Here is a 26673-nt window from a genome sequence, read left to right as displayed (position 1 = left end):
GTCAGCCACCCACGATCATGTCGCCGGGAGCGGGAGCGTCCGCCTCCTGGACCAGGCCGTAACGGACCATCCGGTCGAGGGTGGAGTTGATGTTGTCCTCGGTGATCGGGGTCGTCGGGAACTTCGGGTAGATGGCCTGCGACAGGATCGCGGGATCGACCTCGATGTAGGTCGCGGCGACCTCGGCGGCGAGACCGTCCTGCTCGGCGAGCATGGTGTTGGCCTCGACGACCGCGTCGCGGAACTTCTCGACGTTCTCGGCGTTCTCCGCGGCGTAGCGCGGGGTGGTCACGTAGGCGTACGACAGGTCGCCGCCGGCGTTGACGAAGTGGTCGAGGACGCGCAGATCCGGATCGTTGAGGGTGGCGGTGCCGGAGGGCTCCGCGGTGGTGACGACGTCGACGCTGCCGGAGCGGAGTGCGGCGAGGGTGTTGGGCACCTCGACGAACTCGGTCTTCGACGAGTCACCGCCGGCGTTGTCGATGGCCTCACGCACGTCGAGCCACAGCTGGCCCTTGGTCTGCGGGATGCCGAAGGTGGCGTTCTCGAGGTCGGCGACACTCTGGATGGGGCTGTCCGCCCGGACCCAGAAACGTCCGCTGGTCAGACCGTCGTCCTTCGCGGGGGCTCCCACGGCTCCCGGAGCGGCCATCACGAGGTCGACGCCTTCGGTCTTGGCGATGATCGGGCTGACCATGTCCATGAGGGCGAAGTCGATCTTCCCGCCGAGCAGCTGAGGGGTGGCCTCGCCGGGCGTCGCGACGGTGACGAGCTCGACGTCGAGGCCGTGCTTGTCGAAGACTCCTTCGAGGTCGGCGGTACGCGGTCCGAGGGCGTTGAAGCTCGGGAACACGGCGACGCGCACGGTGCCGTCGCCGGCGGTGTCGGCGTCGCTGGATCCGCCGCACGCGGTCAGCGCGAGCGAGGCCAGTGCGCCGAGGGCGAGCACCTTGAGCGGGCGCGGGAACTTCGTGATGTTCATGGGGCTCCTTGGGAAGAAGTCGCTGTACAGGTGGGGAACGGGCGTCGAGGGGGCGGGACTGCTCGTCCGTTCGTCGACATCAGGCCCGGTCGGCACCGGCAGCACCGCAACGAATGCTGCTGAATCTGCCAGGGCCGGGGCGGCGGGGGAACCGAAATTCCATTGGGTGATTGCAACCACGAAATCCGGGTGGGCCGCCCCTTAACGTGGACCGCATGGCAAGCGATTCGATCGTGTCCATCACTGAGTGGAGGAACCGTTGACCGTTCTCGACGACACCCACAATGGGTCCCGCGAGGAGCGCGCCGGCCGCCAGATGACGTCGGTGGCGAAGGCGCTGCAGCTGCTCGACGCATTCCGCAAGGCTCGCGCCGACATGAGCCTGAGCGAACTCGCGCGTCGCGCCGATGTGCCGAAGTCGACGGCCTTCCGCCTGCTCGCCGAGCTCGAACAGTCCGGTTTCGTCGCCCGCAACGGTACGAAATACCGACTGGGGCTGTCCTGCTTCGAACTCGGCGCACGTTACAGCATGTGCCGTCCGAACGGTCTGCGCGACACGGCAAGTCATTTCGTCAGTCACCTCCACACGGCTACCGGTCTCACGGCTCATCTCGCTGTCCTCGACGGTCCCGAGATCCTGCATGTCGAGAAGGTCCAGGGCCCGAACAACCCTGTGGTTCTCACGATGCCGGGCCAACGTCATCCCGCATCCTGCACGGCACTCGGCAAGACGCTTCTCGCTTTCGGCAGTTCCGAGGACGTCCGTACCGCACTCGACGCCGGTCTGCCTCGTTTCACTCCACACTCGATCACCGACCCTCGTCGTTTCATGTCCGAGCTGAAACGGATCCGGGAATCGGGCGTCGCCTACAACCGTCAAGAGCTCTCGCGCGAACTCGTCTGCGTCGCTGCCCCGATCATCGTTCACGGGACGATCGAAGCGGCCGTGTCGGTGTCCGGACCGACCGCAGGCGTCCGGTGGGACCGGACCGAGATGCTCGTTCGTCGTGCGGCAGCGGATATCTCGGCTGCTCGCGGTCGGAACATGAGATCGCAGATCTGAGTGTTTCCTCGAGGCGGGGGACGGCGCGCACCGTCCCCCGCTTCGTCACATCCGGACGTTCTTCGGGGGTTCGCCGCCGAAGGTGATGGTGCCCGCGGCCTCGTAGATCGGCTCGGCGACGTTCGCGCCGTGCCCGAGGGCGATGTGCATGTCGCGCCAGAACCGCTGGATCGGGTTGTCCATCCGCATCGCGGAGCCGCCGGCATGGGAGACGAGCTTGTCCACGGCAGCACCCGCGCGTCGGGACACACGCGCCTGGTTGCGTCGCACCTCGGCCCGCAGAGCGATGTCGATCGGCTTGCCCGACTGCGCCACCTCGTACAGGCGGTCGATGTCGGCGAGGAACTGCATGCGGCTGGCCTGCAGGTCCGATGCCGCCTCCCCGAGAGCGTGCAGCTGACGCGGGTCGGTCGCAGCGGTGACGCCGCGGGCCGACACACGGGTACGGGTGTAGTTGATCCAGTGTGCGAGAGCACCTTCGGCGGCAGCAAGAGTGCCGGCGGTGATGGCCCCGCTGAACATCGCGTGGAACGGCATCCGGTAGAGCGCCACGTCGCCGCGGCCTGCCTGGCGTGCGGCTGCTCCGGAACCGAGATCCTCGGGGTCGATGAGCCGGTGGTCGGGCACGAAGGCCCCGTCGATCACGACGTCCTTACTGCCCGTGCCCTTGAGGCCGACGACGTCCCACGAGTCGTGGAGGATCGTGTAGTCCTTGCGGGGAATGATGAAGTGACGCAGACCGTCCGGACGGACATTGCCGTCGTCGTCGGTGAGCATGCCGCCGAGGACGACCCAGTCGCACAGATCGGTGCCCGACGAGAACGGCCAGCGGCCCGAGAAGATCCAGCCACCCTCGGTGCGACGTGCCCGCCCGATCGGAGCGTACGGCGAGGCCACCCAGGTGTCGGGATCCTCGCCCCAGATCTCTTCCTGGACCTGACGCGTTCCCTGCGCCAGTTCGAAGGAGTGGACGCCCACGACCGACGAGACCCATCCGGCCGACGCGTAGCGGCTCCCCACCGCGAGTACGGCCTCGAAGAACTCGCGCGGGTGGAGTTCCGATCCGCCGAAGTCCTTGGGCTGCAAGGCGCGGACGATGCCGACCTCACGGAGGGTCTTGTGAGTGGGCTCGGTGAGGTGACCGATCTTGTCGGACTCCTCGGCCTGGGATTCGAAGAAGTCTGCGAGTTCCTCGACCCGCTGCACCAGTTCGCTCATCGTTGTCTCTCCGGTCTCAGGCGTTCGGGGCGGTGTTGAGGACGAAATCGCGCACGACGCGGTTGAATTCGTCGGCGTGCTCGAGCTGCGCCCAGTGGCCGCACCGGTTGAGGAGCAGCAGACGCGAGTCGGAGATCATCGAGACCAGGCGAAGGCCGGCTTCGAAGTGCACCACTCGGTCGTCGCGACCGTGGATGACCAGCGTGGGAGCCTTGATCGACGCGATCTCGTCCATCGACGCCTCACCGCGGCGGGGGCGACCCAGGCCGGCAGCGAAGTTGTCGAGGTGGTCCTGGCGTGCGCGGGCGTTCTCCGAGCGCTGCAGAACCAGCTCCTCGGTCGCGAACTCCTTGTCGAAGGTCATGATGTCGACCAGCGCGCGCATTGTCTCCGGCGACGGATCGAGGTAGCCGCGGTGCAGGACCTTGAGACCCTCCGAGGGGCCGTTGCCGGGGCTGAAGATGCGCGGGCCGGGGGCGCCGGCACCCATCGAGACGACGTGCGACACACGATCGGGATGGCGCGCAGCAACCTTCAGCGAGGTGGCGCCGCCCATCGAGTTGCCGACGAATGCGGCCTTCTCGATTCCGAGGGCGTCGAGCAGGTGGATCGCGGAGGTGACGTGGTCACGATCCTCGTAGGTGACGGAGTCGGACTTGCCCCAGCCCGGCATGTCGGGCGCGATGACCTGGAAGTCCTCGGCGAGCTGCGCCATGTTGGGGTTGAAGTTGCTCCAACCGGTGGCCCCCGGGCCGCTGCCGTGCAGCATCACGATCGGATGTCCCGCCCCTGCCTGGTGCAGGTGGATCTTTCCGTGGGGAGTGTCGATGTACCGGCTGGTTTCGGCCTCCGAGAGGTGGGCTGGCATGACTGCCCCTTTCGTCTCAGCTTGTGTGCCGCAAGAAGAGGTGCGCGGCTCTTGGTAATGAGCGTCACATCCCTGCCGATGCCCTTCCATCGGATCGTTCCGATATGCGGCACACTTCGCGAGATTGCCGAAATCCGGTCCGGCAGCACCGTTCAGGAGCTGCGCGAAGCTATTTCGCGGCAGGCATCGGAAATCAGGCCGCGCACCTCGTCGTATCTGTCCGGCGCGATCCTGGTGGTCGCGCCGGCGATGGCCAGAGCCGCCGGCACTCCCCCACCCGGTGTGGAGATCGGCGCGGCAAGGGACGTGAGACCGTCCTCCATCTCGTCGACGGAGACGGACCACCCTCCTGCCCTGATCGTCGCGAGGTCGTCGCGTGTGGGAAGAGTTCTGTTGCGATGCACCGGGAGCTGTTGGGACACCCTGCGGACCGTCGCGTCGTCGGCATAGGCGAGGAGCAACTTCCCCGCCGCCCCGTAGCCCAGGGGCAACGCCCTGCCCAGGACTGCCACCGGGCGCAGCGCGTGCGGACCCTCCACGGCATGGACGCAGACACGCGAGTCACCGTCGCGGACGTAGAGGTGCACGCTCTCGCGGACCTGGTCGCGCAAGGTCGCCATCACGGGTGCAGCGATGTCGCGGATTCCGATGGACCGGTCGGCGAGTCTCCCCCACTCGACCAGTCGGTACCCCATCGTGTACTCGCCGTCGCCGCATCTGCGGACCAGTCCGTGCCGCGCGAGTTCGACGAGGAGCCGGTGCGCCGACGACTTGGGAATGGAGATCTCCTCGGCGAGCGCCCCGAGACGCATCGGCCCGGGAGCGCGACCGAGGGTGTCGACGAGCTGCACGGCCTTGTCGAGAACGGACACCTCAGCCCACCGAACGGAGAGACGGAGGCAGACCGTCGCTGACGGCGCGCGCCGTGTCGACCACGGCATGGACCAACGCACCGATGTTGAACCGAGGACGATGCACCGCGATGCACACGACCGACCGCACTTCCCGAGGCTTCGCGAACACCGGCGACGCGATCCAGTACATACCGTCGGCGCTCTGGACGACGGCTGCGCCGGTGCGACGGATCTCGCACAGCTCCTGACGCAGACGGAAGGCGTCGTTGTGGTCGTGCTGTGTGCGGGCAGTCAGCTCCGACACCTCGTCCGGGGACATGTAGGCCATGAAGACCGATCCGGGCGCCGAGTTCACGAGGTCCAGGCGCCGGGGAAGGATCCGACCCGTGCGAGTGGAGCTGCCGGCGATGACGTCGGCCAGCACCACGCTGTCCCCGTCGCGGGAGGCCAGGGCCACGGCTTCCCGCGTGCTGGTGTGCAGGTCGACCAGGTGCGGGCGCGCGACATCTTTGAGGGTGCGAGCGCCGGGGACACCCCAGCCGAGACGCCACAGCCGCATACCCAGGCGATATTTACCGCGCGCTGCACGCTCGACGGCTCCCCACTCCACGAGGCTGGCCAGCATCCGATGGACGGTCGCCGGCGGGAGGCCGGTCGCTGCGCACAGCGACCCGATCGTCTGCTCCGGCTCGGCGTCGGTGAAGCACTCGAGGATGTCGAATGCGCGCCCCAGCACGGATCGACGGTTCTCGTCGGTGACGACAGCGGCGGAGTGGGTCATAGAAGCCTCGCAGTTCGGAACGTCGTTCTACTATTCGGAACGATGCAGACGGTAGATGCGATTGCAGTCACAATCAAACTGATCTTGTGAGACAGAGCACCGACGCCTTGTCGGCGCGGGGAGCGGGAAACGGTCATCGGAGCGCGCAACAACGCGCTCTTGTGACCACTTTGCGCGCCGGGGTGCTCGACCGATCCGTTGTGTTAGCGTCTGCCGACAAATCGATCGGGGGGTCGCATGGGTAGGTGGGGAACAGTCGCGCTCGCAGCACTCGCAGTAGCGACGACGGCGTGCAGTCCGGGTTCGGCGGAGCCGGCCACGAGCGACGAGGCTTCTCCTCCGGCCACCCGCACCCCGCGCATCATCGACGATTCCGGCAGACCACCGGTCACCTTCGACCCCTGCTACGACATCCCCGACGACGTCATGAACGCAGCCGGGTACGACGCGGGGAAGAAGGAAGTCGCGGATTACCCGATGGGTACCCACACCTTCCTCGGTTGTACATACCGAAAGGATGACCACGTCCCCGGAGTCCGGCGAGGCTATAGCCTCAGTATCTTGTCCGGGAATGTGACCCTCGACGAAGAACTCGCGAAGAACGGCTCCATAGCGACCGAAACTAGCATTAACGAACGTCGGGCACTCCTCAAGATCGACCAAGAGAACTCTGCCGCATGCAAATACGTTCTTCAGACCAACTTCGGTGTCGTCTTCTTCAACAGGCTCTACAACAAGGACCACGCAGGAGAAGTACCTCAGAGCGAGTGGTGTTCGCGCATGGAAGAACTCGTTATTTCACTCGAACCGTTCATCGGGAACAAATAGGGAATTACATGCCAGACTTCACCAGGCTTGAACCGCATGTCGTATCCGAGATCTTGAGAATTTGTGAAGTCATGTTGGTGGAGCTGGACGCGTCCAGAGCGAGGGCCGATAACCTCACAGATACGCGAGGTTTCGGTGACTTCGACTCCGCCCAACAACTCGCCGCAGGATACCGCCGTAAAGCTGCAGGCACACCCGAGTCGGCCAGAGAACGCATGCAACAGTTCATCGACGCCCTTCTGCAACTCCGCGACGCTTTCGCCGCCGGCGGAGAAGCATTCCTCGACACCGAAGCCGACTGGGCTCGACAACTCGCCACCACCGACCCTGTCAACGGAGCGGGAAACGGCCATCAGAGCGCGCAATAACGCGCACCGATGACCACTTCGCTCTCCGGAGTACTGCCATCGGTGGTTGTGTTAGCGTCTGCCGACAAATCGATCGGGGGGGTCGCATGGGTAGGTGGGGAACAGCCGCGCTCGCAGCACTGGCGGTAGTGGCGACGGCGTGCAGTCCGGGTTCGGCGGAGCCGGCCACGAGCGACGCGGCTTCCACGTCGGCCACCCGGACCCCGCGCATCACCGACGACTCCGGCAGACCCCCCGTCACCTTCGACCCCTGCTACGACATCCCCGACGACGTCATGCACGCGGCCGGGTACGACGCGGGGAAGAAGGAAGTCGCGGACATGCCGATGGGGACGTACACCTACCTGGGGTGCCGATACAAAGGCACCGTCAAGATCCCGGGGGTGCTGGCTCGCTACGACCTCACCTTGTTGTCGGGAAACGTGTCTCTTGACGAGCAGCTTGCGGAGAATCCGACCGGAGCGACACCGACGACCATCAACGGTCGCCCTGCTGCGGTGAGGGTCGATCCCGATCGAAGCCTCACTTGCAGCTACCTGTTGCAGACGAGCTTCGGGGCTGTCATCTTAAACAGGCTTTACCACCCGGATTACCCCGGGGGTCCGCCGATCGAAGAGTGGTGCACCGACTTCGAGGAGTTGGTGTCTTCGATCGAGCCATACGTCACTGATTGAACTGTCGGATCGTCAGGAGACAGCATGTCGTCGCCCTTCGTACGGCTGGAACCGGCTGTGGTCGCCGAGATACTTCGAATCTGCGAGGTGATGCTCGACGAACTCCGAGAGTCCAAGACACTCGCCGACGGCCTCTACGACGCACGTGGATTCGGGGATTTCGAGTCCGCCAAACAACTTGCTGCGGGATATCGCCGCAAAGGTGCTGGAACGCCACAATCAGCGAGCGAACGCATGCAGCAGTTCATCGACGCCCTCACCCAACTCCGCGACGCCTTCGCAACCGGCGGGGAAGCCTTTCTCGACACCGAATCCGATTGGGCCCGCCAACTCGCCACCACCGACCCCGACAGCGGAGCGGGAAATGATCATCGGAGCGCGCAATAACACACACCGATGACCATTTCGCGCGTTCGAGCAGTTGCGTTGTTGTCGGCCGACAATCGATCGGGACCGAATAGGCAAGGGGAACAGCTGATTCGACTTCCATCCGCTCGCAGGTTCGTCATTCGCTACGGTTACGGCAGGTGCAGATAGCAATTTCGCGAGCGGATGCATTGAGAAGGTGCCCCAAGCACCGACACCGACCCCGACAGCGGAGCGGGAAATGGTCATCAACGCGCGCAATAACACGCACCGATGACCACTTCGCGCTCCGCAGCGCTCAGGCGATCCTCACCCGCGCGACGAAGCAGAGATCAGTCATCGACATCCACGCCGTACCGGCGTGCGAGGGCCGCGAGGTCGTCGTCGTACCCCTGCCCCACCGCGCGCAGCCGCCACTTGCCGGCGCGGCGGTAGATCTCGGCGAGGACCATGGTGCGTTCGGTGGTGCCGGCGTCGAGCACGAACGTCGCGGCGGTGCCACTGTCGCTGTCGACGCCGACCGACACTGCGCCGAGTTCGCCGAAGGTGCGGTTGCCGTCGATGGCCGCGGCGATGGCGATGCGTTCGCATTCGGCGGGAAGCTCTGCGAGATCGACACGGATGCAGTGCTCGCTCGAACCGTCGATGGTCAGTTCGACGACGCCGTCGTCGTAGAGCGGGTTGTTGTAGAAGACGAAATCGTCGTCGGTGTCGACCTTTTCGTCGGCTCCGAGCAGGAAGGCGACGACGTCGAGGTCGAACTCGTCGCCGGCCGTCTCGGCCTTCCACGCGACGTTCACGGCCCAGCGGTGACTGTCGGTCGGCAGGTCGATCACCTCGCCGCGGGACAGCACCGGCGCCGTCAGCCACGACTCCACGCGCATGTGTGGAGGCACGACTCCCTTCTCCACTGCGGCATCGACGTCGTCGGGCCGGAGGACGGGCAGCTCACGCGCTGCGACCCGCGCCATCCGCTTGTCGGCCTCTCCTCCTTCGAGGACCAGCACATCGGTGACGGCGGCCGTGAAGTTGAGCGCCGGGCGGGCACCGAGCTGGGTGAGACGCGAACGCATCATGACGGCCTGCAGGTGCGTGCCGCCGAGCAGCAGTACCTTGCGTCCGGTCCACAGCTTGGGCTTCTGCCCGGTCAACCTCCAACTCTGAGGCGCCACCACGACCTGCGGTTCCGGCGGCGGAATGATGTCGACGACCGTCGCGACCTTCGGTTCGCCCGGCCGGACTCGCGTCAGCAGGTCCTCGAGCTGCTGCTCGCTGATCACGGGGATGCCTTCGGCCATCGCCTTGCGGATCTTGGCGGTCTGCACCGTCGGGTCGTTGCACACCACGACGCTGGTTTGCTTGCTCGCGTTGTTCATCACGTCGAGCCCGGCGTCGGTCAACCGGTTCGCGAGCGCGACCCGCGGGGTGACGGTGGAACCGCTGATCACGACCTTCATGCCCTGGACGAGGCCGTCGTCGACGAGGCGACCCGGGTTCTTCCACTGGCACGCGACCCGCGGGACGGATGCCGGATACACCGATTTGCGGCTGCGGCAGTTGACGACGGGCAACGGCAACTGCAGGTTGTCGGCCATCGCGGCGCTGCGCAGGAAGATCTCCGACAGGACCCGCGCGTCGTCGTAGGCGTCGTGCTCCTGCAGCTGCTGGACCTGCCAGTGCTGCGCGAGGGTCGCGAGGCGATAGTTGGGGACGTCGAGTTCGAGCCTGCGCGACAACGCGAGCGTGCACAGACGGTGCTGCGCCGGAAGCGAGGTGCCGGCCCGACGGAACTCGGCGTCGAGGAATCCGTAGTCGAACGACGCGTTGTGGGCGACGATCGTGGCGCCGTCGAGGATCCCGGCCAGTTCACCGGCAATGTCCTCGAATCGCGGCGACCCGGCGAGGCGCTCCCGGGTGAGGTTGTGGATGTGCACCGGTCCCGGATCGCAGCCGGGGTCGACGAGGGTCGAGAACTCCCGCTCCACGGACCCGTCCTCGCGCAATACGAGGGCGGCGACGCTCAGGACCCGGTGGGCGTTGGGACGCACGCCCGAGGTCTCGACGTCGACCACCACCCACCGATGGTCGCGGGGCAACATCACGGGCCCCTCCGCGGGCGCGTGCACTTCGATCACGTACTCCTCCGATCGCTTCGTCCCCCGACGAGAACCACCACGATCGGACATTGTGACCCGTGTCGCCGACAGCGTCGCCATCACCCCGTGTCCAACCGATCCCACAGAGGACGACTGTCGTACGCATATGCCACCATGGGCGCGATCGAAGTGAGAGAGAAGCCGTGTCCACTGCCGACCTGTACCGCCTGACACGCCTACGCGACCAGCATGCCGCGTGGACCTTGTTGCGGGCCGACAACGCCCCGGCTGTCCTCGGGATGCTGGGGCGGCATTTCGATCGGGGAACCCGGCGACTTCCTGCGCCCGAATTGTTCGCGCGCCTCGACGTAGATCTGCAGGAACTCCGCGACCAGGGATTCGATCTTCCACGCACCGGTCAGGCCTATTGCGCCGATTGGGTCCGCGCCGGATTTCTGCTGCGACGTGCCGATTCAGGTTCGCGCGAAGAGACGTTGGAGCCGACCGAGGCCACCTTCGCCGCACTGAATTTCGTCGCAGGACTGACGGCCGGCACCAGTTCCGTGACCGAATCGCGTTTGACTACGCTGTCGAGTCAGCTACAGGCCCTGGCGCGCGATTCGGATCCGCGGACGCAAACCCGTCTGGCGGCGCTGAGGGCGGAGCGCGACGCGCTCGATCGACAGATCGAGGCTGTGGAATCCGGCGACTTCCCTGTCCTCGACGGAGTTCGAGCTGTGGAACGTTCGGTCGAGATCCTGGCGTTGGCCGAGGAGGTCCCAGGAGATTTTGCACGCGTACGGGCCGAACTCGAAGGACTCAATCGCGAGTTGCGGGCACGGATCCTCGACGACGACGGCAACCGCGGCGACACCCTGGGCGAGGTCTTCCGAGGTGTCGATCTCATCGGCAGTTCGGACGCAGGGCGCAGCTTCACCGGCTTTTACGACATGATCATCGATCCGGAGCGGTCGTCTCAGCTCGACGAGTGGATCGAGGCGGTGTTGAGCCGCCCGTTCGCCCAGAGCCTGTCACCTGAGCAGCGTCACCGGTTCCGCTCGTTGCTCACCGAGATGGAGGAAGCCGGTAGTGAAGTCCATGCGACCATGACGTCACTGTCACGGTCGCTGCGGCATTTCGTGCAGTCCCGGCACTACGAAGAACACCGGCGGCTCCAGCGGTTGCTACGGTCGGCGCAGCAGCACGCTGTGCAGGCGGCACCACACCGTAAGCCCTACGACCTTCTCGATCTCGAGCTCGTGCGGATCGGCATGAGCATCGATTCCGTCGCAGCCCTGCAGTTGCACAATCCTGCCGACGATCTGGTGGCCGAACCGGTGGTCTCACGGCCGGCAGGTGCGCTGGATCTCGCCGATCTGCGGCGTATCGTCCGGGAATCGGAGATCGACATGGACGAGCTGTTCGACAATGTCGCGGCCACCCTCCGCACACACGGCAGCGCGACGATCGGGGACGTGCTGCGTGAGTATCCGGCCACACAAGGTTTGGCGACCGCCGTCGGTTTGCTGGTTCTCGCCGTCGAGCACGGAAGCCGCATGCCGGGTACGGAGGAGATCCGCTGGAGCTCCCCTTCCGGCTCCGAACGGGTGGCTACGGTACGTCGTCACCTGTTCGACCCCACCGATCCGGCATTCGCCGACCGACGACGGGACACGTGATGACCGATTCGACGGCCGGGCTGTATTCCGGCGACACCGGCGAGCTCGAACTCGACACCCGCCGCGCACTGGTCCAGCTTCTCAAGGGGCCGCTCATCACCGCGAGCAAGCACCCGGAGGTGTGGCGGACGGTGATTCGCGACGAACGGGTGTTGCGTTCGCGTTTGGCCGACGTCTTCCTCGATCTCGTCGTCGATGAAGACGAACAATTGGCGTTCACGCGTCCCGCGGAGACCGGAGAGCACCGGACACCTGCAGTGTTGCGCACCGAACGGCTGACGTTCATGGACACTGTGATGCTGTTGTCGTTGCGACAACTGCTTCTTCGAGCTCAACCTGGTGAGCGAGTGATCGTCGATTTCGACGAGGTGATCGAGCAGTTGGAGATGTACCGAGCGGCCACCAGCACGGATCCGGCCGGTTTCCGGCGCAGAGTGAATTCTTCGTGGGAGAAGATGAAGAAGTACAGCCTACTCGCGCCGACGTCCACGGAGGGGCGGATGGAGGTCTCACCGGTGTTGCGGCAATTGTTCGACGCCGATCAGGTCGCGGCGGTAGAAGCGGAGTTCCGCCGCATCGTCGCCGAGGATCAGCCGTGACGGTCGCCCCGGTCCCCCCGTCCCAGTTCCGACTCGTCCGCGTGCAGGTGGTCAATTGGGGAACCTTCCACGGTCACCACGACATTCCGATTGCGCGCAAGGGATTCCTGATCACAGGCGCGTCGGGGTCCGGAAAGTCCACTCTCATCGATGCGATCTCCACGGTGCTCATGCCGGGCGGCAGCGTCCGGTTCAATGCGGCCGCTCAGGAATCCGTCAGTGGATCCGGCCGCAATTTCGTGAGCTATATCCGTGGAGCGTGGCGGCGTGAGGCCGATGCCGACACCGACTCGTTGACTGCTTCCTATCTGCGCACCGGCGCCACGTGGAGCGGGGTCGCATTGACCTATGACACAGGTGATGGTGCCGCGCCCGTCACGCTCGTCAAACTCATGCATCTGAGGCGTGCGGCCAACGCCAACAGCGACGTCTCCCATCTGCACCTGATCCTCGATTCCGATCTCGATCTGACCGATCTCGAACCGTTCGCCGCTCGTGGGATCGACACTCGCGGTATCCGCAAGCGCTGGCCCGATGCCACCGTCAATCCCGGCTACGCACCGTTCGCTCGCGCATTCCGCGCAAAGCTCGGGATCTCGTCGGAAGGAGCACAACGGCTGTTGCATCGCACACTGTCGGCAAAGAGTCTGAGCAGTCTCGATCAGTTGCTCCGCGACTACATGCTCGACGAGCCCGATACATTCGCGATGGCCGATCGCGCCACCACACAGTTCCGCGATCTGCGCGAGGCGCATCGCATCGTTGTCGACGCGCGGCAACAGGTCGAGACCCTCGACCCACTCGTCGGACTCGCCGACGCTCGGTGCCGGGGTCTGCGGCAACAGTGCGAACTGCAGGAGGAGAACGACCACCTCGACGCGGTTCACGCGAAGATCACGATCGATCTGCTGCGGGATAAGGTCGACGAAGCCCGAGCACAGACCGGACTGTTGCAGACCGCTGTCGACAAGACCGCTGCCGAAGCCGACCGCGCCGCCGAACGTACCCTCGATCTCCGAGTGCGACTCGAAACCGCAGATGGTGGCCGGTTGTCCACTCTGCGGCTGCAGCGCGACGCAGCAGAAGCCGACCTGAATCGAATCATCCAGTCACGGAGCAAATTCGATACGCTACTCGAATCATGGGACGCGCAGGCACCGGCTTCCGCCGAAGATTTCGTGCATCTCCAGGCACAGATCGAAACCGAACTGAGAGAGCTCGACGCGACAGCGGGTACACGCAGGGACGACGTGTACGGGGTGGTGCGGACACTCGGCTCACTACGCTCGGACCACAGGCAACTCCTCGCCGATCGGAAGATGCTCGCCGCCAGGCGCTCCAACCTCGATCCCGCCCTGCTACGGGTACGCGAACTGGTGTGCGCCGCGACCGGCCTCAGCGAGGATGTACTGCACTTCGCCGGCGAACTCATCGAGGTGCGATCCGAGTACGCCGACTGGACGGGCCCCATCGAGCGCGTTCTCGGCGGGTTCGCCCGCACCCTGTTGGTTCCCGACGAGCATTATTCGCGTGTCGCAGCAGCGGTGGACGAAGAACATCTCGGTGCACGGCTGGTGTACCGGCGGGTACGTACCCTGTCCGGCCGACCCGCCACGCCGGCCACCCGCGAGGATTCGCTGGTCCGAAAGCTCGAGTTGCGTCCGGGGCCGCTCGTGGAATGGCTCCGGCACCATCTCGCCGAGCGGTTCGACTACGCATGCGTAGCAACCTACGACGAATTGCGCAGTGTGCCACGCGGTGTGACTCTCGCCGGTCAAGTCCGACACGGCGGCGACCGATACGAGAAGGACGATCGACACCGCATCGGCGACCGCAGTCGGTGGGTGCTCGGTTTCGACAACGAAGCCAAGCTCTTCGATCTGCGACGCCGTATCACCCGGGTCGAATCCGAGATCGCCGGCCTGCAGCACCGTCAGGAGCTGCTCGAGCAGGCAGAGGCTACGATCCAGCATCGTCGCCGTGCGGCGGAAACCATCCGTGAAACCACGTGGGCAGAGATCGATGTCATCGCGGCCGAGGCGATGGTGGACTCCATCGTCGAGCGGATCGCGGGGTGGATGCAGCGCAATACCGAGTACGCTTCGCTGACCACGGAGCTTGCTCGCGCGGAGAGTGAGGAGAAGGCCGCTCGTACAGCACATGCGGCCGCCACGGCCGGGCTCGAACGCCACCGAGACGACCTGTTGCAGATGCAGACACGACTCGTGGAGGCGGAGGAACACGCCGATTTCTCTGTTCCAGAAGAGGCCGGCGCGCGCATTCGCGCCCGATTCGATGCTGCTGCACGCCGCCTCACGGTCGAGAACATCGACCGCCTCCTGCACACCGTCGGCCGCTCGATCACGAACGAGCTCCGCGAGGTACTCACCCGAATCACGGATGCGGAACGGCGCATCACCGCGATCCTCACCGCCTATCTCGCTGAATGGGAGTCACGCCGCGCCGAGATGCGCTCCGACGCCGAGTACATCGACGATGCTCTCACCGTTCTCGCTCAGTTGCGCAACGACAACCTGCCGGCTCATGAGGACGAGTTCTTCCGACTGCTCAATGAGCAGTCGACCCGAAATATCGGCGAGCTCGCCCGTGCGATCCGCAGAGCACCGGGGGAGATCCGTTCGCGCATCGAACCGGTGAACGAGTCGCTCCGGCGGTCCCCTTTCGACACCGATCGAGTTCTGCGAATCGATGTGAAGGATCGACGTTCTCCTGCCGCTTCCGACTTTCTGGCGGACTTGCAACGGATCGTCAGTGGTTCGTTCTCAGAAGAAGATCGAACGGCGGCCGAGCAGCGATTCGGGCAGATGGAAGCGATACTCGAACGTCTCGATTCCGGCGAGCCTGCCGATCGACGCTGGCGGCAGTTGATGCTCGACACCCGGATGCACGTCGGTTTCGTCGGAGTGGAGGTCGATTCGGAGGGCGCCGACGTGAACTTCCACGATTCGAGTTCCGGCTTGTCCGGGGGACAAGCCCAGAAGCTGGTGTTCTTCTGCCTTGCCGCGGCCCTGCGTTATCAGCTCGCGGCTTCCGGTGAGGATCTGCCCCGCTACGGCACCGTCATTCTCGACGAGGCGTTCGACCGTGCAGATCCCGCGTACACGCGACGAGCACTCGACGTGTTCACCCGATTCGGTTTCCATATGGTGCTCGCCACGCCACTGAAGTTGTTGCAGACTCTCGATGATTACATCGACGGTGTCGCGGCCGTCGGCATCACGGACAAGAAGTACTCGCACTTGGCCTTGCTTCCGATCCGCAGTAACGAGAAGGATTCCCGCGGATGAGCGCGGTGTGCGTGCCACCGTCCACTGTGGCTACCAGGGCAGCAACGGCCTACCGTAGTCGTCGCAGTAAATGGGTGGCCGACCCTGTTGCGGCCGAGTCGGATTCGTTGTCGATCGCGTTGCACCCTCCCACGGAACGACAGGTCGCCGAAGACCCCGACGCTGTGATCGCATGGGTTCGCGTCTGGCAGACGCGGCGTGGGATCGGTCGGGTGCACTGGGAGTCGCGTCGTTGGCCCAGTTTCGGAACGCAGGATGTGCCGGTGCGGATCGTGTTCACAGGCCCCGGTGAGATTGCTGCCGCGGCAGGCCACACGTCCGAGTGGCACACTCTCACCGCGAGGCGGATGCAGTTGGTCGAGGCCCTGTCACCTGGCACTGCCGCGCTTCCCGGCGCGATCGCGTCGAGCCTTTCACGGTGGCTCCAGTTCGACGAAGCGGACTTCACACGACTCGTCGGCGTGGTCCGATGGCTGGCAGACCACCCGGCTTCGGGGCTGTTCATTCGGCAGCTGCCGGTACCCGGTGTCGATACCAAGTGGATTTCGCGTCATCGCGGACTGGTCGAGTTGCTTCTGGAAGGCGCCATCGGACGCCGCGACCTCGGTGTTCGTTCGGTGCCGCGGCTGTGCCACGTTGCTGTCTGCGATCGCACAGCGCTCCCCTCGATGCCGAAGCATTTCGCGGCGCCGCTGGACGAGCTCGCCGCGTTGCCGCTCCGCACTGAACGCATACTGGTTCTCGAGAACAAGGAGGGTCTCCATGCGCTGCCGCATCTGCCGGGCACCGTTGCCGTACACGGCAGCGGCTACGCAGTGCACGAACTGACCGCAATACCCTGGCTCGCCGACTCGGATGTCGTCTACTGGGGTGATCTCGACACGCACGGCTTCGCGATTCTCGACCGCTTCCGCGCGCACCTACCTGACGTGCGCAGTTTCCTCATGGATCTCCACACCCTGGAAGCCTGGACCGCTCTCGCGGTACCCGAACCGTCCCCCAGCTCGCACGTACCGGCACGACTGACGCCGTCGGAAGCCGAGGTCTTCACGCGACTACGCGAGGAAGGACTCCGCCTCGAGCAGGAGCGGATCCCGTGGCCACACGTGATGGAGGAACTTGCACGCTCTTTCGGTGGCAAGATCGGACATCGCCGAGGCTCGACCACGGTGGACCCGACCGCACTCGGAAGAGGAACCTCATGACCGAACCGGCCCCCCGCGCACCCTTCGAGACCGTGGCGCAACTGACCGTCGAGGAGAAAGCGTCGCTCATGAGCGGCCTCGACTTCTGGCACACCGAACCCGTTCCGCGCGCGGACATTCCCTCGGTCATGCTCACCGACGGTCCGCACGGCGTGCGCAAGCAGACCGCGGCGGGCGATCATCTCGGCTTGAACTCGTCCGTCCCCGCGACCTGCTTCCCGCCCGCCGTCGCGCTGGGATGTTCCTTCGATCCGGAGCTGGTCGAACGGGTCGGCGCAGCACTGGGCGCGGAGGCCACGGCGCTGCAGGTCGCCGTTCTGCTCGGGCCCGGCATCAACATCAAACGCTCGCCACTGTGCGGGCGGAACTTCGAGTATCTGTCGGAGGACCCGCTGATCTCCGGTGTCCTGGGCGCCGCGCTCGTGCGCGGCCTGCAGTCGCAGGGCGTCGGTGCTTCGCTCAAGCACTTCGCGGCGAACAATCAGGAGACCGACCGGATGCGGGTCTCCGCCGATATCGACCCGCGGCCGTTGCGGGAGATCTACCTACGCGCCTTCGAGCGGGTCGTGCGCGACGCGCAGCCGTGGACGGTGATGTGCTCGTACAACCGCATCAACGGCGTGTTCTCCTCCAGGAACCCGTGGTTGCTCACCGACGTCCTTCGCGACGAGTGGGGTTTCGAGGGTCTGGTCGTGAGCGATTGGGGTGCCGTCGACGACCGCGTGGCGTCCCTCGCCGCCGGTCTGGATCTCGAGATGCCGTCCACGGGTGGTCGTACGGATGCCGAGATCGTCGCGGCCGTCAGGTCGGGCACGATCGACGAGTCGGTGCTCGACCAGGCGGCTGCACGAGTGATCGGGTTGGTGCAGAAGGCCGTCGCTGCGGCCGATCCCGAGGCGACGTTCGACGCCGATGCCCACCACGCCCTCGCCCGCGAGGTGGCCGGCCAGAGCATCGTCCTGCTCCGCAACGAGAACGACCTGCTCCCCCTCGCCGCCGATGCGAATGTCGCGGTGATCGGCGAACTCGCCCGTACTCCGCGTTACCAGGGTGCCGGCTCGTCGCGCATCGAACCGACATGCCTCGACAACGCGCTCGACGAGATGCGCTTGCTGTCCGGTCGCGACGTGCCCTTCGCTGCCGGATATGCACTCGACGGATCGGACTCGGCCGCACTCGTCGAGGAAGCAGTCGCGCTCGCCGGAAAGGCGGAGATCGCGGTCGTCTTCCTGGGTGTGCCCGCCGAACTCGAATCCGAGGGCTTCGACCGCGACGACCTCGAACTCCCACACAGCCAGATCGCGCTGCTCGACGCGGTACTGGTGGCGAATCCGAACGTCGTCGTCGTGTTGTCGAACGGTGGTGTCGTGCGGTTGAGCGGCTTCGCCCACCGTGTTCCTGCGATCGTCGAAGGGTGGTTGCTCGGGCAGGCCGGTGGCGGTGCCGTCGCCGACGTGCTCTACGGGCAGGTGAATCCGAGTGGACGACTCGCGGAGACCGTCCCGATCCGTCTCGAGGACACTCCGGCGCACACGAACTTCCCGGGCGAGCACGGCCACGTGCGGTACGGCGAAGGGTTGTTCGTCGGATACCGCTCGTACGACGCGCGACGCCTCGAGGTCTCGTTCCCGTTCGGTCACGGCCTGTCGTACACGACGTTCGAATACGCCGATGCCGCAGTGGAATCCGACGGCGATCTCACGGTGCACGTCACCGTCACCAACACCGGTGAGCGTGCGGGTGCCGAGGTCGTGCAGGTCTACGTCGGTGTGCCCGACTCCTCGGTCGCGCGGGCGCCGCGAGAGTTGAAGGGATTCACCAAGGTCCGTCTGGGACCCGGTGAATCGCAGCGGGTCGCCGTGCATGTGCGACGCGACGACCTCGCGTACTGGGACACCCGCGTCGATGCTTGGGTGGTCGAAGGCGGCACGTACAGCATCGAGATCGGCGCATCGAGCCGCGACATCCGGCAGACGCTCACCGCCGACGTGAAGGGCGACGCGGTGCGGATTCCGCTGACGATGGAATCGTCTCTCGGAGAACTGTTCCAGAACCCCGAGGCGGCCGAGATCGTCCTGCAGGCGTTCGGTTCGATGGGTGGCGACGTCGGGATCGACGAGAGCGTCCTGAAGATGGCGGCGTCGATGCCGCTCGGTCGCCTCGCCGGATTCGCTCCGGGGGTCGAGCCGGAGCAGATCCAGCAGCTTCTCGATGCGGTCAACCAGCAGGAGTGAGGGCAGGGTCGGTCACGAACCGGCGGTGAGGAGCACCTTCAATGCGCCGGTTTCGCCGGCGCGGGAGAACACGTCGTAGGCCTGTTCGAACTCGTCGAGCGCGAACCGGTGCGTGATCATCGGTGACGTGTCGAGCTGACCGCTGCTCACGAGACCGATGAGGGTGGGCGTCGAATAGGTGTCGACGAGGCCGGTGGTGATCGTCAAGTTCTTGATCCAGATGTCCTCGAGGTGCAGCGTCGCGGGCTTGCCGTGCACGCCGATGTTGGCGACGTGCCCGCACGGCCTGGCGAGCGCGACCGCCTGCTCGAACGTCTCCGGATAGCCGACGGCCTCCATCGTGACGTCGGCGCCGAGACCTCCGGTGAGATCGCGGACGACCTCCGCCACGTCGTCGCGACCGCTGTTGACCACGACGTTCGCCCCGAATGCCTTCGCCGCTTCGAGGCGGCTGTCGGCGAGGTCGACGGCGACGATGCGACTCGGACTGAACAGTCGTGCGGCGAGGATGGCGGCGAGCCCGATGGGGCCGGCTCCGATGACGACGACGACCTCCGCCGGTCGGAGACGGCCGTTGAGAACACCGACCTCGTAGGAGGTGGGCAGGATGTCGGCGAGCATGAGCATCTGTTCGTCGCTCACGCCGTCGGGGATCCGGTGGGTCGAATTGTCGGCGTACGGAACTCGGACCAGTTCGGCCTGGGTGCCGTCGATCAGGTGCCCGAGGATCCAGCCGCCGCCTCCGAGGCATTGCCCGTAGCGGCTCTCGCGGCAGAACCGGCACGTGCCGCACGCTGTGACACACGAGACGAGCACGCGGTCGCCGGGCGCGAGTGTCTGCACTCCGTCGCCCACCTCGACCACGGTTCCGACGGCCTCGTGACCGAGGATCCGTCCGTCCGTCACCTCGGGGACGTCGCCTCCGAGGATGTGCAGGTCGGTGCCGCAGATGGTGACCGCGTCGACGCGCACCACGGCATCGGTACTGTCCTTGATCGTCGCGTCGGGAACGTCCTCCCACGATCGTTTCCCCGGCCCGTGGAACACCAGTGCCTTCATGATTCGACCTCCGAACACGGATTCGGTCCCGCTCCAGGATGACACGAGGGACACTGCGATCGGAATCGTTCGGAGAGGGTGAAAAATTCACCTCTACAGCGGGAAATGTCCGAGTTCGTGACACCATCACAGAATCCCCTGTTCTTTCGGGGACCACCGATCCCGAAAGCAGACGATTGATGAAGACACTCGCAGCGTCGCTCTTGACGGTGGCCGTACTCACCGCCTCGGCGTGCAGTTCCGACACCACCGAACCCGAATCCACACCGTCGCCGACCTCCACCGAGGCGGCTCAGCCCGAGTACGTGGCCGAGCTGCAATCCACCGTGGAGCAGTTGATGCGCGACAACGCCGTTCCCGGCGCGGTGGTACAGATCAGCTCCCCCGACCGCGGCGATTGGACCGGCACGTTCGGCACCTCCACCATCGACGCCGACGACCCGATCTCCGCCGACGACCATTTCCGTATCGGCAGCAACACGAAGACGATGACGGTCACCGCCGTCCTGCAGTTGGTGGAGGAAGGTCGACTGTCGCTCGACGACCCGATATCGAAGTACGTCGAGGGTGTCCCGAACGGCGACACGATCACCATTGCGCAGCTCGCCGACATGCGGAGCGGCCTGTACAGCTACAGCTTCGACCCGGAGTTCAACGCGACCCTGGACCGCGAACCCGAGAAGGCGTGGACGCCGGAGGAGTTGCTCGCGATCGCGTTCTCCCAACCCGTGAACTTCCCACCCGGAGAGCAGTTCGAATACAGCAACACCAATACGGTGCTGCTCGGACTCGTCGTCGAAGAGCTGACCGGGATGCCGATCGCGGAGGCGTTCGACGAGCACATCTTCGTCCCGCTCGGATTGGCGGACACCTCGTTCCCGGCGAACGATGATTCCTCCATTCCCGATCCGCATCCGCAGGGCTACATGTTCGGCACCAACGTCTCCACAATCGACACCTTCGCATTGCCGGAGGACGAGCAGGCGGCCGCGGTCGCAGGAACGTTGAAGCCGAACGACGTGACAGACGACAACCCGTCGTGGACGTGGACCGCGGGCGCTGCGATCTCCACCGTCGACGACATGACGACCTACGTGAAGGCGCTGGTCGGTGGCGGTCTGCTCGATGAGCAGATGCAGCAGACCCGGCTCGACAGCGTGCAGTCGGTGGGCGGTGGAACCGCCGGCTACGGCCTCGGCATGGCGCAGTTCGGTCCGTTGCTCGGACACGACGGTCAGCTTCCGGGCTTCATGACCTTCATGGGCCACGACCCGGAGACCGACCTGACGATCGTCATCGCGACGAATCTGTCGACGGTGCCGTCGGGTGAAGGTTCGGCGCTGACCCTCGTCAAGGGCATCCTGCCGATCTTCTACGGTTCCAGTTACCAGCCGCCGGGCGACCCGGCACGGGCTCCCGGAGCGGAGGAGAGCACACCCGCGCCGACACCGGGAGGCTGATCGTACCGGCCCGCCGGCAGCAGGCGCGTCGGGCTGCTCAGGAGCGCGAAACGGTCATCGGCGCGCGCTACAGCCCGCTCCGATGACCGCTTCGCGCTCTTCTCCGCTATATGGACTTCAGACCGAGCGAGTCGCGCAGGGTCGAGCCGGGATATTCGGTCCGGAACAGGCCACGACGCTGCAGTTCCGGGACGACGAGGTCGACGAAGTCGTCGAGGGAATCCGGATAGGCGGGGCACATGAGGTTGAAGCCGTCGCAGGCGCCCGCGGTGAACCATTCCTCGATGCTGTCGGCGACGGATTCGGGGGTGCCGATCATCGTCGCGTGACCACCACCGGCAGCGAGGTAGCCGAGCAGTTCGCGCAGGGTCGGGCGGCGGGTCTCGATGATGCGCTGCACCGTCGCGTAGCGCCCCTGCGGCCCGGTGAACTCCTCGATGGGTGGCAGGTCGGCGACGGGAGCGTCGAGGTCGTGGCCGGTGTAGTCCTGACCGGTGAAGACGCCGAGCTGGGTGACGGCGGCATCGACGTCGAGGAGCGCATCGAGTTCCGCCTTCTTCGCCCACGCCTCCTCCTCGGTGCGACCGACGTAGGTGACGAGTCCGGGCAGGATGGCGACCGTACCGGGATCCCTGCCGGCCGCGGCGACCCGCGCGCGCAGGTCGGTGGCGTACTCGATCGCCGCGGTCATGTCCCACGCGACGGAGTAGACGGCCTCGGCGTGGCGGGCCGCCAGGTTGCGCCCGGTCTCCGACGCCCCCGCCTGGAACAGCACGGGTCGGCCTTGCGGGCACCGCGGCACGGTCAGCGGACCGTCGACGCGGAAGTGCTTGCCCCGGTGATGGATCGGACGGATCGCGTCGGAGTCGAGGAATCTGCCACCCGTCCGGTCGACGAGAACACCGCCGTCCCACGAATCCCACAGCGCGCAGAGCACCTCGATGAATTCCTCTGCCCGCGCGTACCGTTCGGCGTGCGGTGGCAGGGAGTCGAATCCGTGGCTGCGGGCTTCCTCGTCGAACATCGAGGTGACGATGTTCGCGCCCACCCGTCCCCCGCTGATGTGGTCGAGCGAGGCGAGCATCCGCGCGGCGTGGAAGGGCGTGAAGAAACTCGCGGAGACTGTGGTGACGAGACCGATGCGCTCGGTCGCGCGCGCCATCGCCGACAGCGCGGTGAGTGGTTCGAGGAACCACGTGGTGCCTGCCGTGTACTTCGGGTTGACGCTGTGACCGTCGGCGAAGAACACCGCGTCGAGGCATCCGCGTTCGGCAGTGCGGGCGAGTTCCTCGAAATACGCGATGTCGCCGAGACGTTCAGCCGCGGAGTCGGGGTGCCGCCACGCCGACGAGTGGTGCCCGACGCCGTAGAGGAAGGCGTTGAGGTGAAGGGTGCGTGGTCCGGCCATCAGTTCATCACCAGTCCCCCGTCGACCACCAGGTTCTGTCCGGTGACGGCCCGCGACCAGTCGGAGGCGAAGAACAGCACCGCCGCCGCGAAGTCTTCGGGCGTGGTGACCTTCCGTAGCGGCGTCGACGACGCGATGAGATCGAACACCGCTTCGGGCGTCGCCGACGATGCATCGGTCGTGCGCAGCAGACCGCCGGAGACCATGTTGACGCGGATCCCGTCGGGGCCGAGGTCGGCGGCGAAAGTACGGGTCAGCGACAGCAGCGCGGCTTTGGCGGCGGTGTAATCGTGGTACGGGACGACGGGATGCTGGAACAGGTTGGTGCCGATGTTGACGATGCTGCCGCCGCCGGCTTCGCGCATGCCCGGCAGCGCCGCCTGGATGATGTTGACCGCGCCGCCGATGACGCCGTCGAACTGGGCTCCGAACCGGTCGTATCCGATCTCGTCGGCCTTGGGCCGGGCGTCGCCGTTGAAGGAGAAGTCGGGCAGGGCGTTGTTGACGACGGTGGTGACGGGGCGTCCGAAGTGCTCGCCGGCGCGGGTGAACAGCGATTCGACGGCGGCGCGGTCGGTGACGTCGGCCTTCAGCGCGACCGCCCGCTCGGGTCCGATCCAGTCGGCCAGTTCGTGGGCACCCTCGCCGCTGCGCCGGTAGTCGAGGACGACGGCGGCTCCTTCGTCGGCGAACGCCTGCGCGATGCTCCGGCCGAGGCCGCGACCGGCGCCGGTGACGAGGACGACCTGGTTCTGCAGTGACATCTTCTGTGCCTTCCCTGTGTGGGGAAGGGTGCGTGAGGGCGACAGACCTGTGGCCTGGCGCCGGCTCGGCATCCCTTCGCTCGCATGATCGAGATCAGGTTCGACGGGTGTTCTCTCAGCCGTTTCCGGCACCCCGTGTCGAGTCCTGCGGACAGGCTACACGGCACCGGTTCGCCCTTCGAGAGGCGGCAGCGTCGTCGTTCACAGGATCGTCACATCGCCTACGCGAGAACTTAGCTCAGATCGACGTTAAAATGGCTGTTCCCGTCCCGACTCGTGAAAGGAGATTCCGACGCACACGCCGGCCCCACACAACGCTCCCTACGTCTCCCTTTCTCAGGAGGTCGGAGACGCTCCCCCGCTCGGCCGCGCCACGGTCCGCGGCCCCGCGAGGCACGAGGAGGTGGTGTGGTTCGAGGATCGCTACGCCATCCCGATCACCACCACTACGCCCGACGAGGCGCAGATCGAGGACGTGCTGTTCCTACGCCGCGTGCTCGACCGGGCGCACATCGACTACCTGCTCGTGCGCGACGACAGCGACCGCCCCATCCTGGCGATCGACCGCGCCGACAGGAAAAGGCTGCGCGCCGTGCTCGCCGAGGGGTGCGCCGACGAGCCGTTCTACTCGAAGGCCGTCGGCTTGAAACGGCGCCCGGTCCCGGTGGCGGACGGACAGCTCTCGCGCGACAGGAAGGACCGGGTGTTCCGGCTGTTCCGCCCGCGGGTCGAACTGAGGAGCGGGTTGCGGTACGGCGCGTCGAACGGCGTGGACATCGAGCTGTGGACCTACACCGACGACGAGGTGATCATGCCTCGTCCGAACGCTCTCACCCGCACGACCGCCCTGCGCGACGACATGCGCCGGACGACGGTCGAGCGGTACGGACAGTTGTGGCCCACGATCGAGGGCATGTTCGACCGCCATCCGGGCGACATTCCGTTCGAGATCGACCTCGTGTTCTCGTGGGTCGACGGGTCGTCGAAGTCGTTCCAGGCCAAGCGCGCGAAGCTGATGCAGAACTATGTCGTCGGCGAAGGTGACGACTCGCCGGCGCGCTACCGGCAGATCAACGAACTCAAGTACGCCCTGCGTTCGGTCCACATGTACGCGCCGTGGGTGCGGCGGATCTTCGTCGCCACCGACTCACCGCGACCGGCGTGGCTCGCCGACGATCCGCGCGTGACCTTCGTGCGGAGCGAGGAGTTCTTCTCCGATCCGTCGGCACTGCCCACCTACAACTCGATGGCGGTCGAGTCGCAGTTGCATCACATCCCGGGATTGTCCGAGCACTTCCTGTACTCGAACGACGACATGTTCTTCGGTCGCCGGGTGAGCCCGAGCCTGTTCTTCTCCGGCGGGGGCGTCGGCAAGTTCATCGAGTGCGACGTGCGGATCGGTCTCGGCCGAAACAACGCGTCGCGCAGCGGATTCGAGAACTCCGCGCGCATGAACCGTAAGCTTCTGCAGGACCGCTTCGGGGTCACCATCACTCGGCACCTCGAGCACACACCTGTCCCGTTGCGCAGGTCGATCATGGCGGAGATGGAGCGCGAGTTCGCGGACGAGTTCGCTGCGACGGCGGCGAGCCCGTTCCGGGCGGCCGACAACATCTCGGTGACGAACTCCTTCTACCACTACTACACACTGCTGACCGGCCGCGCGGTGCAGCAGACCACGGCGAAGGTGGAGTACGTCGACACCACCGTGAAGTCCGGCCTGCGACATCTGGACACGATCCTGGCGCGCCGCAATCTCGACCTGTTCTGCCTCAACGACGGCAGCGCGCCCGAGGTCGACCTGGAGCTGCGCACCGCGAAGGTCACGCAGTTCCTGGAGCGGTACTACCCGATTCCGGCGCCCTGGGAGACCGACTACCCGGGCCGACCGGACATCGGCTAGACGCGAACGGTGAGATCGGGGTTCTCGGGGATGCGGATGCCGGCTTCGGCCAGGCGCCGCGCCGCGTCCTCGGCCGTGTGGGGTTGCCCGGCGGTGGCGTAGCTTCCGCTGGGCACCACGGAGTGCACGATGGTGTCGGGATAGACGTGCACGAGGTTGAAGCCCTGCGCTCCGTCGTGTCCGCGCTGCGAGCCGACCGGGACGTTCAGGTCCTGGGTGTAGCAGGTCGACGAGGCGACCGAGACCGGGATGCCGGCGAACGTGGCCGAGGTCGAGTAGTGCAGGTGACCACCGAGGATGGCGCGCACATCGGTGCCACGCAGCACTTCGGCGAGGCCCGCTTGGTCGCGCAGTTCGACGAGGACGGCCATGTCGAACACGCTCGGGACCGGCGGATGATGCAGTGCGAGAACGGTACCGAACGGGGCGGATGCCGAGAGTTCGTCGGCCAGCCAGGCGAGCTGCTCGGCGGAAACCTCGCCGTGGTGATGGCCCGGAACCGAGGTGTCGAGCGTGATGATCCTCAGTCCGCCGACCATGTGGACTCCGTCGATGGGTGCACCCACGGGATCTTCGTCGAGGAGCTCCTCACGGAAGGTCGCGCGGTCGTCGTGATTACCCATGGCCCAGACGATGTCGGCTCCGAGCGCTGCTGCCAGCGGTTCGACGAGACCGCGGAGCTTGCGGTAGGCGTCGGGCTGGCCGCGGTCGGCGAGGTCGCCGGTGAACACCAGGGCATCGGGACGGACCTGCGACGCACGGATGTCCTCGAGAATCAGTCCGAGGCGGGTGTCGGCGTCGACGGTGCCGTAGAGGAGTTCGTCTCCACCGACGAGATGTGTATCGGTGAGATGAAGGAGGGTGTGCGAAGGTCTGGGATATTCGGCTATTCGCTCAGGGGCTGGAGAGCTGCCCATGATCTCTCACTTCCATTCGCCCGTTTCGGGGCACTCGAT

Annotated in this window: 22 protein-coding genes and 1 riboswitch; of the genes, 12 read left to right on the top strand and 10 right to left on the bottom strand. The window is 65.9% G+C overall.

Annotated elements, in window-relative coordinates; translation table 11 throughout:
* Nucleotide 1: 1 nt before the first annotated feature.
* Nucleotides 2–982 (bottom strand): ABC transporter substrate-binding protein, encoded by a 981-nt coding sequence (locus ACPCXD_RS20665; protein WP_071934625.1) that lies wholly within the window; start codon nucleotides 980–982, stop codon nucleotides 2–4.
* 259 nt (nucleotides 983–1241) lie between these two features.
* Here ACPCXD_RS20665 and ACPCXD_RS20660 point away from each other — a divergent pair, with 259 nt between their 5' ends.
* Nucleotides 1242–2045 carry an IclR family transcriptional regulator gene (locus ACPCXD_RS20660; RefSeq protein WP_229567653.1) on the top strand — a complete coding sequence of 268 codons (804 nt, stop codon included), beginning with the start codon at nucleotides 1242–1244 and terminating at the stop codon, nucleotides 2043–2045.
* A gap of 45 nt (nucleotides 2046–2090) precedes the next feature.
* On the opposite strand, the gene ACPCXD_RS20655 is transcribed toward ACPCXD_RS20660, so the two are convergent.
* From ACPCXD_RS20655 to ACPCXD_RS20640, 4 genes are all read right to left on the bottom strand, one after another.
* On the bottom strand, nucleotides 2091–3263 hold the full coding sequence (locus ACPCXD_RS20655; protein ID WP_423661075.1) for an acyl-CoA dehydrogenase family protein: 1173 nt from the start codon (nucleotides 3261–3263) through the stop codon (nucleotides 2091–2093).
* Nucleotides 3264–3279: 16 nt separating this feature from the next.
* A complete protein-coding gene (locus tag ACPCXD_RS20650; protein ID WP_085470352.1) occupies nucleotides 3280–4131 on the bottom strand; it encodes an alpha/beta fold hydrolase in 852 nt (283 codons plus the stop codon).
* 152 nt (nucleotides 4132–4283) lie between these two features.
* Nucleotides 4284–5003, bottom strand: a complete 720-nt coding sequence (locus ACPCXD_RS20645; RefSeq protein WP_423661074.1) for an IclR family transcriptional regulator — start codon at nucleotides 5001–5003, stop codon at nucleotides 4284–4286.
* Between the two features lies 1 nt (nucleotide 5004).
* Nucleotides 5005–5766, bottom strand: a complete 762-nt coding sequence (locus ACPCXD_RS20640) for an IclR family transcriptional regulator (RefSeq protein ID WP_071934622.1) — start codon at nucleotides 5764–5766, stop codon at nucleotides 5005–5007.
* A 237-nt stretch (nucleotides 5767–6003) separates the two neighbouring features.
* On the opposite strand from ACPCXD_RS20640, the gene ACPCXD_RS20635 reads away from it, so the two are divergent.
* The 4 genes from ACPCXD_RS20635 to ACPCXD_RS20620 all read left to right on the top strand — a co-directional run bounded on the left by ACPCXD_RS20635 (nucleotide 6004) and on the right by ACPCXD_RS20620 (nucleotide 8023).
* Nucleotides 6004–6594 carry a DUF3558 domain-containing protein gene (locus ACPCXD_RS20635; RefSeq protein WP_071934621.1) on the top strand — a complete coding sequence of 197 codons (591 nt, stop codon included), beginning with the start codon at nucleotides 6004–6006 and terminating at the stop codon, nucleotides 6592–6594.
* Nucleotides 6595–6602: 8 nt separating this feature from the next.
* Complete coding sequence (locus tag ACPCXD_RS20630) at nucleotides 6603–6962, top strand: hypothetical protein (protein ID WP_037215801.1); 360 nt, start codon at nucleotides 6603–6605, stop codon at nucleotides 6960–6962.
* Between the two features lie 86 nt (nucleotides 6963–7048).
* Complete coding sequence (locus ACPCXD_RS20625) at nucleotides 7049–7636, top strand: DUF3558 domain-containing protein (RefSeq protein ID WP_071934620.1); 588 nt, start codon at nucleotides 7049–7051, stop codon at nucleotides 7634–7636.
* Nucleotides 7637–7726: 90 nt separating this feature from the next.
* A complete protein-coding gene (locus ACPCXD_RS20620; protein WP_423661086.1) occupies nucleotides 7727–8023 on the top strand; it encodes a hypothetical protein in 297 nt (98 codons plus the stop codon).
* A 311-nt stretch (nucleotides 8024–8334) separates the two neighbouring features.
* Here ACPCXD_RS20620 and ACPCXD_RS20615 read toward each other — a convergent pair whose 3' ends face one another.
* The gene (locus ACPCXD_RS20615; protein WP_423661073.1) at nucleotides 8335–10188 is read right to left on the bottom strand and encodes a TerD family protein; all 1854 of its coding nucleotides are present in this window, start codon (nucleotides 10186–10188) and stop codon (nucleotides 8335–8337) included.
* Nucleotides 10189–10301: 113 nt separating this feature from the next.
* Here ACPCXD_RS20615 and ACPCXD_RS20610 point away from each other — a divergent pair, with 113 nt between their 5' ends.
* Genes ACPCXD_RS20610 through ACPCXD_RS20590 form a run of 5 tightly spaced genes read left to right on the top strand, consistent with a single transcriptional unit; the run spans nucleotide 10302 to nucleotide 19123 of the window.
* Complete coding sequence (locus ACPCXD_RS20610) at nucleotides 10302–11777, top strand: DUF3375 domain-containing protein (RefSeq protein ID WP_085470357.1); 1476 nt, start codon at nucleotides 10302–10304, stop codon at nucleotides 11775–11777.
* Nucleotides 11777–12376 carry a DUF4194 domain-containing protein gene (locus ACPCXD_RS20605; RefSeq protein WP_085470358.1) on the top strand — a complete coding sequence of 200 codons (600 nt, stop codon included), beginning with the start codon at nucleotides 11777–11779 and terminating at the stop codon, nucleotides 12374–12376. Before ACPCXD_RS20610 ends, ACPCXD_RS20605 begins: the two co-directional genes overlap by 1 nt.
* Entirely contained in the window at nucleotides 12373–15684 is a 3312-nt protein-coding gene (locus ACPCXD_RS20600) for an ATP-binding protein (protein WP_423661072.1), read from the top strand. The genes ACPCXD_RS20605 and ACPCXD_RS20600 overlap by 4 nt, the downstream gene beginning before the upstream one ends.
* A complete protein-coding gene (locus ACPCXD_RS20595) occupies nucleotides 15681–16889 on the top strand; it encodes a DUF3322 domain-containing protein (RefSeq protein WP_301850403.1) in 1209 nt (402 codons plus the stop codon). Before ACPCXD_RS20600 ends, ACPCXD_RS20595 begins: the two co-directional genes overlap by 4 nt.
* Nucleotides 16886–19123 carry a glycoside hydrolase family 3 C-terminal domain-containing protein gene (locus ACPCXD_RS20590; protein WP_423661071.1) on the top strand — a complete coding sequence of 746 codons (2238 nt, stop codon included), beginning with the start codon at nucleotides 16886–16888 and terminating at the stop codon, nucleotides 19121–19123. The genes ACPCXD_RS20595 and ACPCXD_RS20590 overlap by 4 nt, the downstream gene beginning before the upstream one ends.
* Nucleotides 19124–19135: 12 nt before the next feature.
* On the opposite strand, the gene ACPCXD_RS20585 is transcribed toward ACPCXD_RS20590, so the two are convergent.
* Complete coding sequence (locus ACPCXD_RS20585) at nucleotides 19136–20182, bottom strand: zinc-dependent alcohol dehydrogenase family protein (protein WP_423661070.1); 1047 nt, start codon at nucleotides 20180–20182, stop codon at nucleotides 19136–19138.
* Nucleotides 20183–20361: 179 nt separating this feature from the next.
* Here ACPCXD_RS20585 and ACPCXD_RS20580 point away from each other — a divergent pair, with 179 nt between their 5' ends.
* Nucleotides 20362–21642, top strand: a complete 1281-nt coding sequence (locus tag ACPCXD_RS20580) for a serine hydrolase (RefSeq protein WP_160877500.1) — start codon at nucleotides 20362–20364, stop codon at nucleotides 21640–21642.
* A 106-nt stretch (nucleotides 21643–21748) separates the two neighbouring features.
* On the opposite strand, the gene ACPCXD_RS20575 is transcribed toward ACPCXD_RS20580, so the two are convergent.
* Together ACPCXD_RS20575 and ACPCXD_RS20570 are read right to left on the bottom strand one after the other, a co-directional pair.
* Nucleotides 21749–23050, bottom strand: a complete 1302-nt coding sequence (locus ACPCXD_RS20575) for an LLM class flavin-dependent oxidoreductase (protein ID WP_423661069.1) — start codon at nucleotides 23048–23050, stop codon at nucleotides 21749–21751.
* Nucleotides 23050–23814, bottom strand: coding sequence for a 3-oxoacyl-ACP reductase (locus tag ACPCXD_RS20570; protein ID WP_423661068.1), 765 nt, complete (start codon nucleotides 23812–23814; stop codon nucleotides 23050–23052). Before ACPCXD_RS20570 ends, ACPCXD_RS20575 begins: the two co-directional genes overlap by 1 nt.
* A gap of 54 nt (nucleotides 23815–23868) precedes the next feature.
* A riboswitch (TPP riboswitch) is annotated at nucleotides 23869–23960 on the bottom strand.
* 260 nt (nucleotides 23961–24220) lie between these two features.
* Here ACPCXD_RS20570 and ACPCXD_RS20565 point away from each other — a divergent pair.
* A complete protein-coding gene (locus ACPCXD_RS20565; protein WP_423661067.1) occupies nucleotides 24221–25717 on the top strand; it encodes a stealth family protein in 1497 nt (498 codons plus the stop codon).
* On the opposite strand, the gene ACPCXD_RS20560 is transcribed toward ACPCXD_RS20565, so the two are convergent.
* On the bottom strand, nucleotides 25714–26634 hold the full coding sequence (locus tag ACPCXD_RS20560; protein ID WP_033097360.1) for a phosphodiesterase: 921 nt from the start codon (nucleotides 26632–26634) through the stop codon (nucleotides 25714–25716). The two genes, ACPCXD_RS20565 and ACPCXD_RS20560, sit on opposite strands and share 4 nt — an antisense overlap.
* Nucleotides 26635–26673 lie beyond the last annotated feature (39 nt).

Source organism: Rhodococcus sp. AB351, from assembly GCF_049538275.1.
GTDB lineage: Bacteria > Actinomycetota > Actinomycetes > Mycobacteriales > Mycobacteriaceae > Rhodococcus.
Note: the sequence above shows the minus strand (reverse complement) of the source record. Positions and strands in the feature narration are given on the sequence as shown.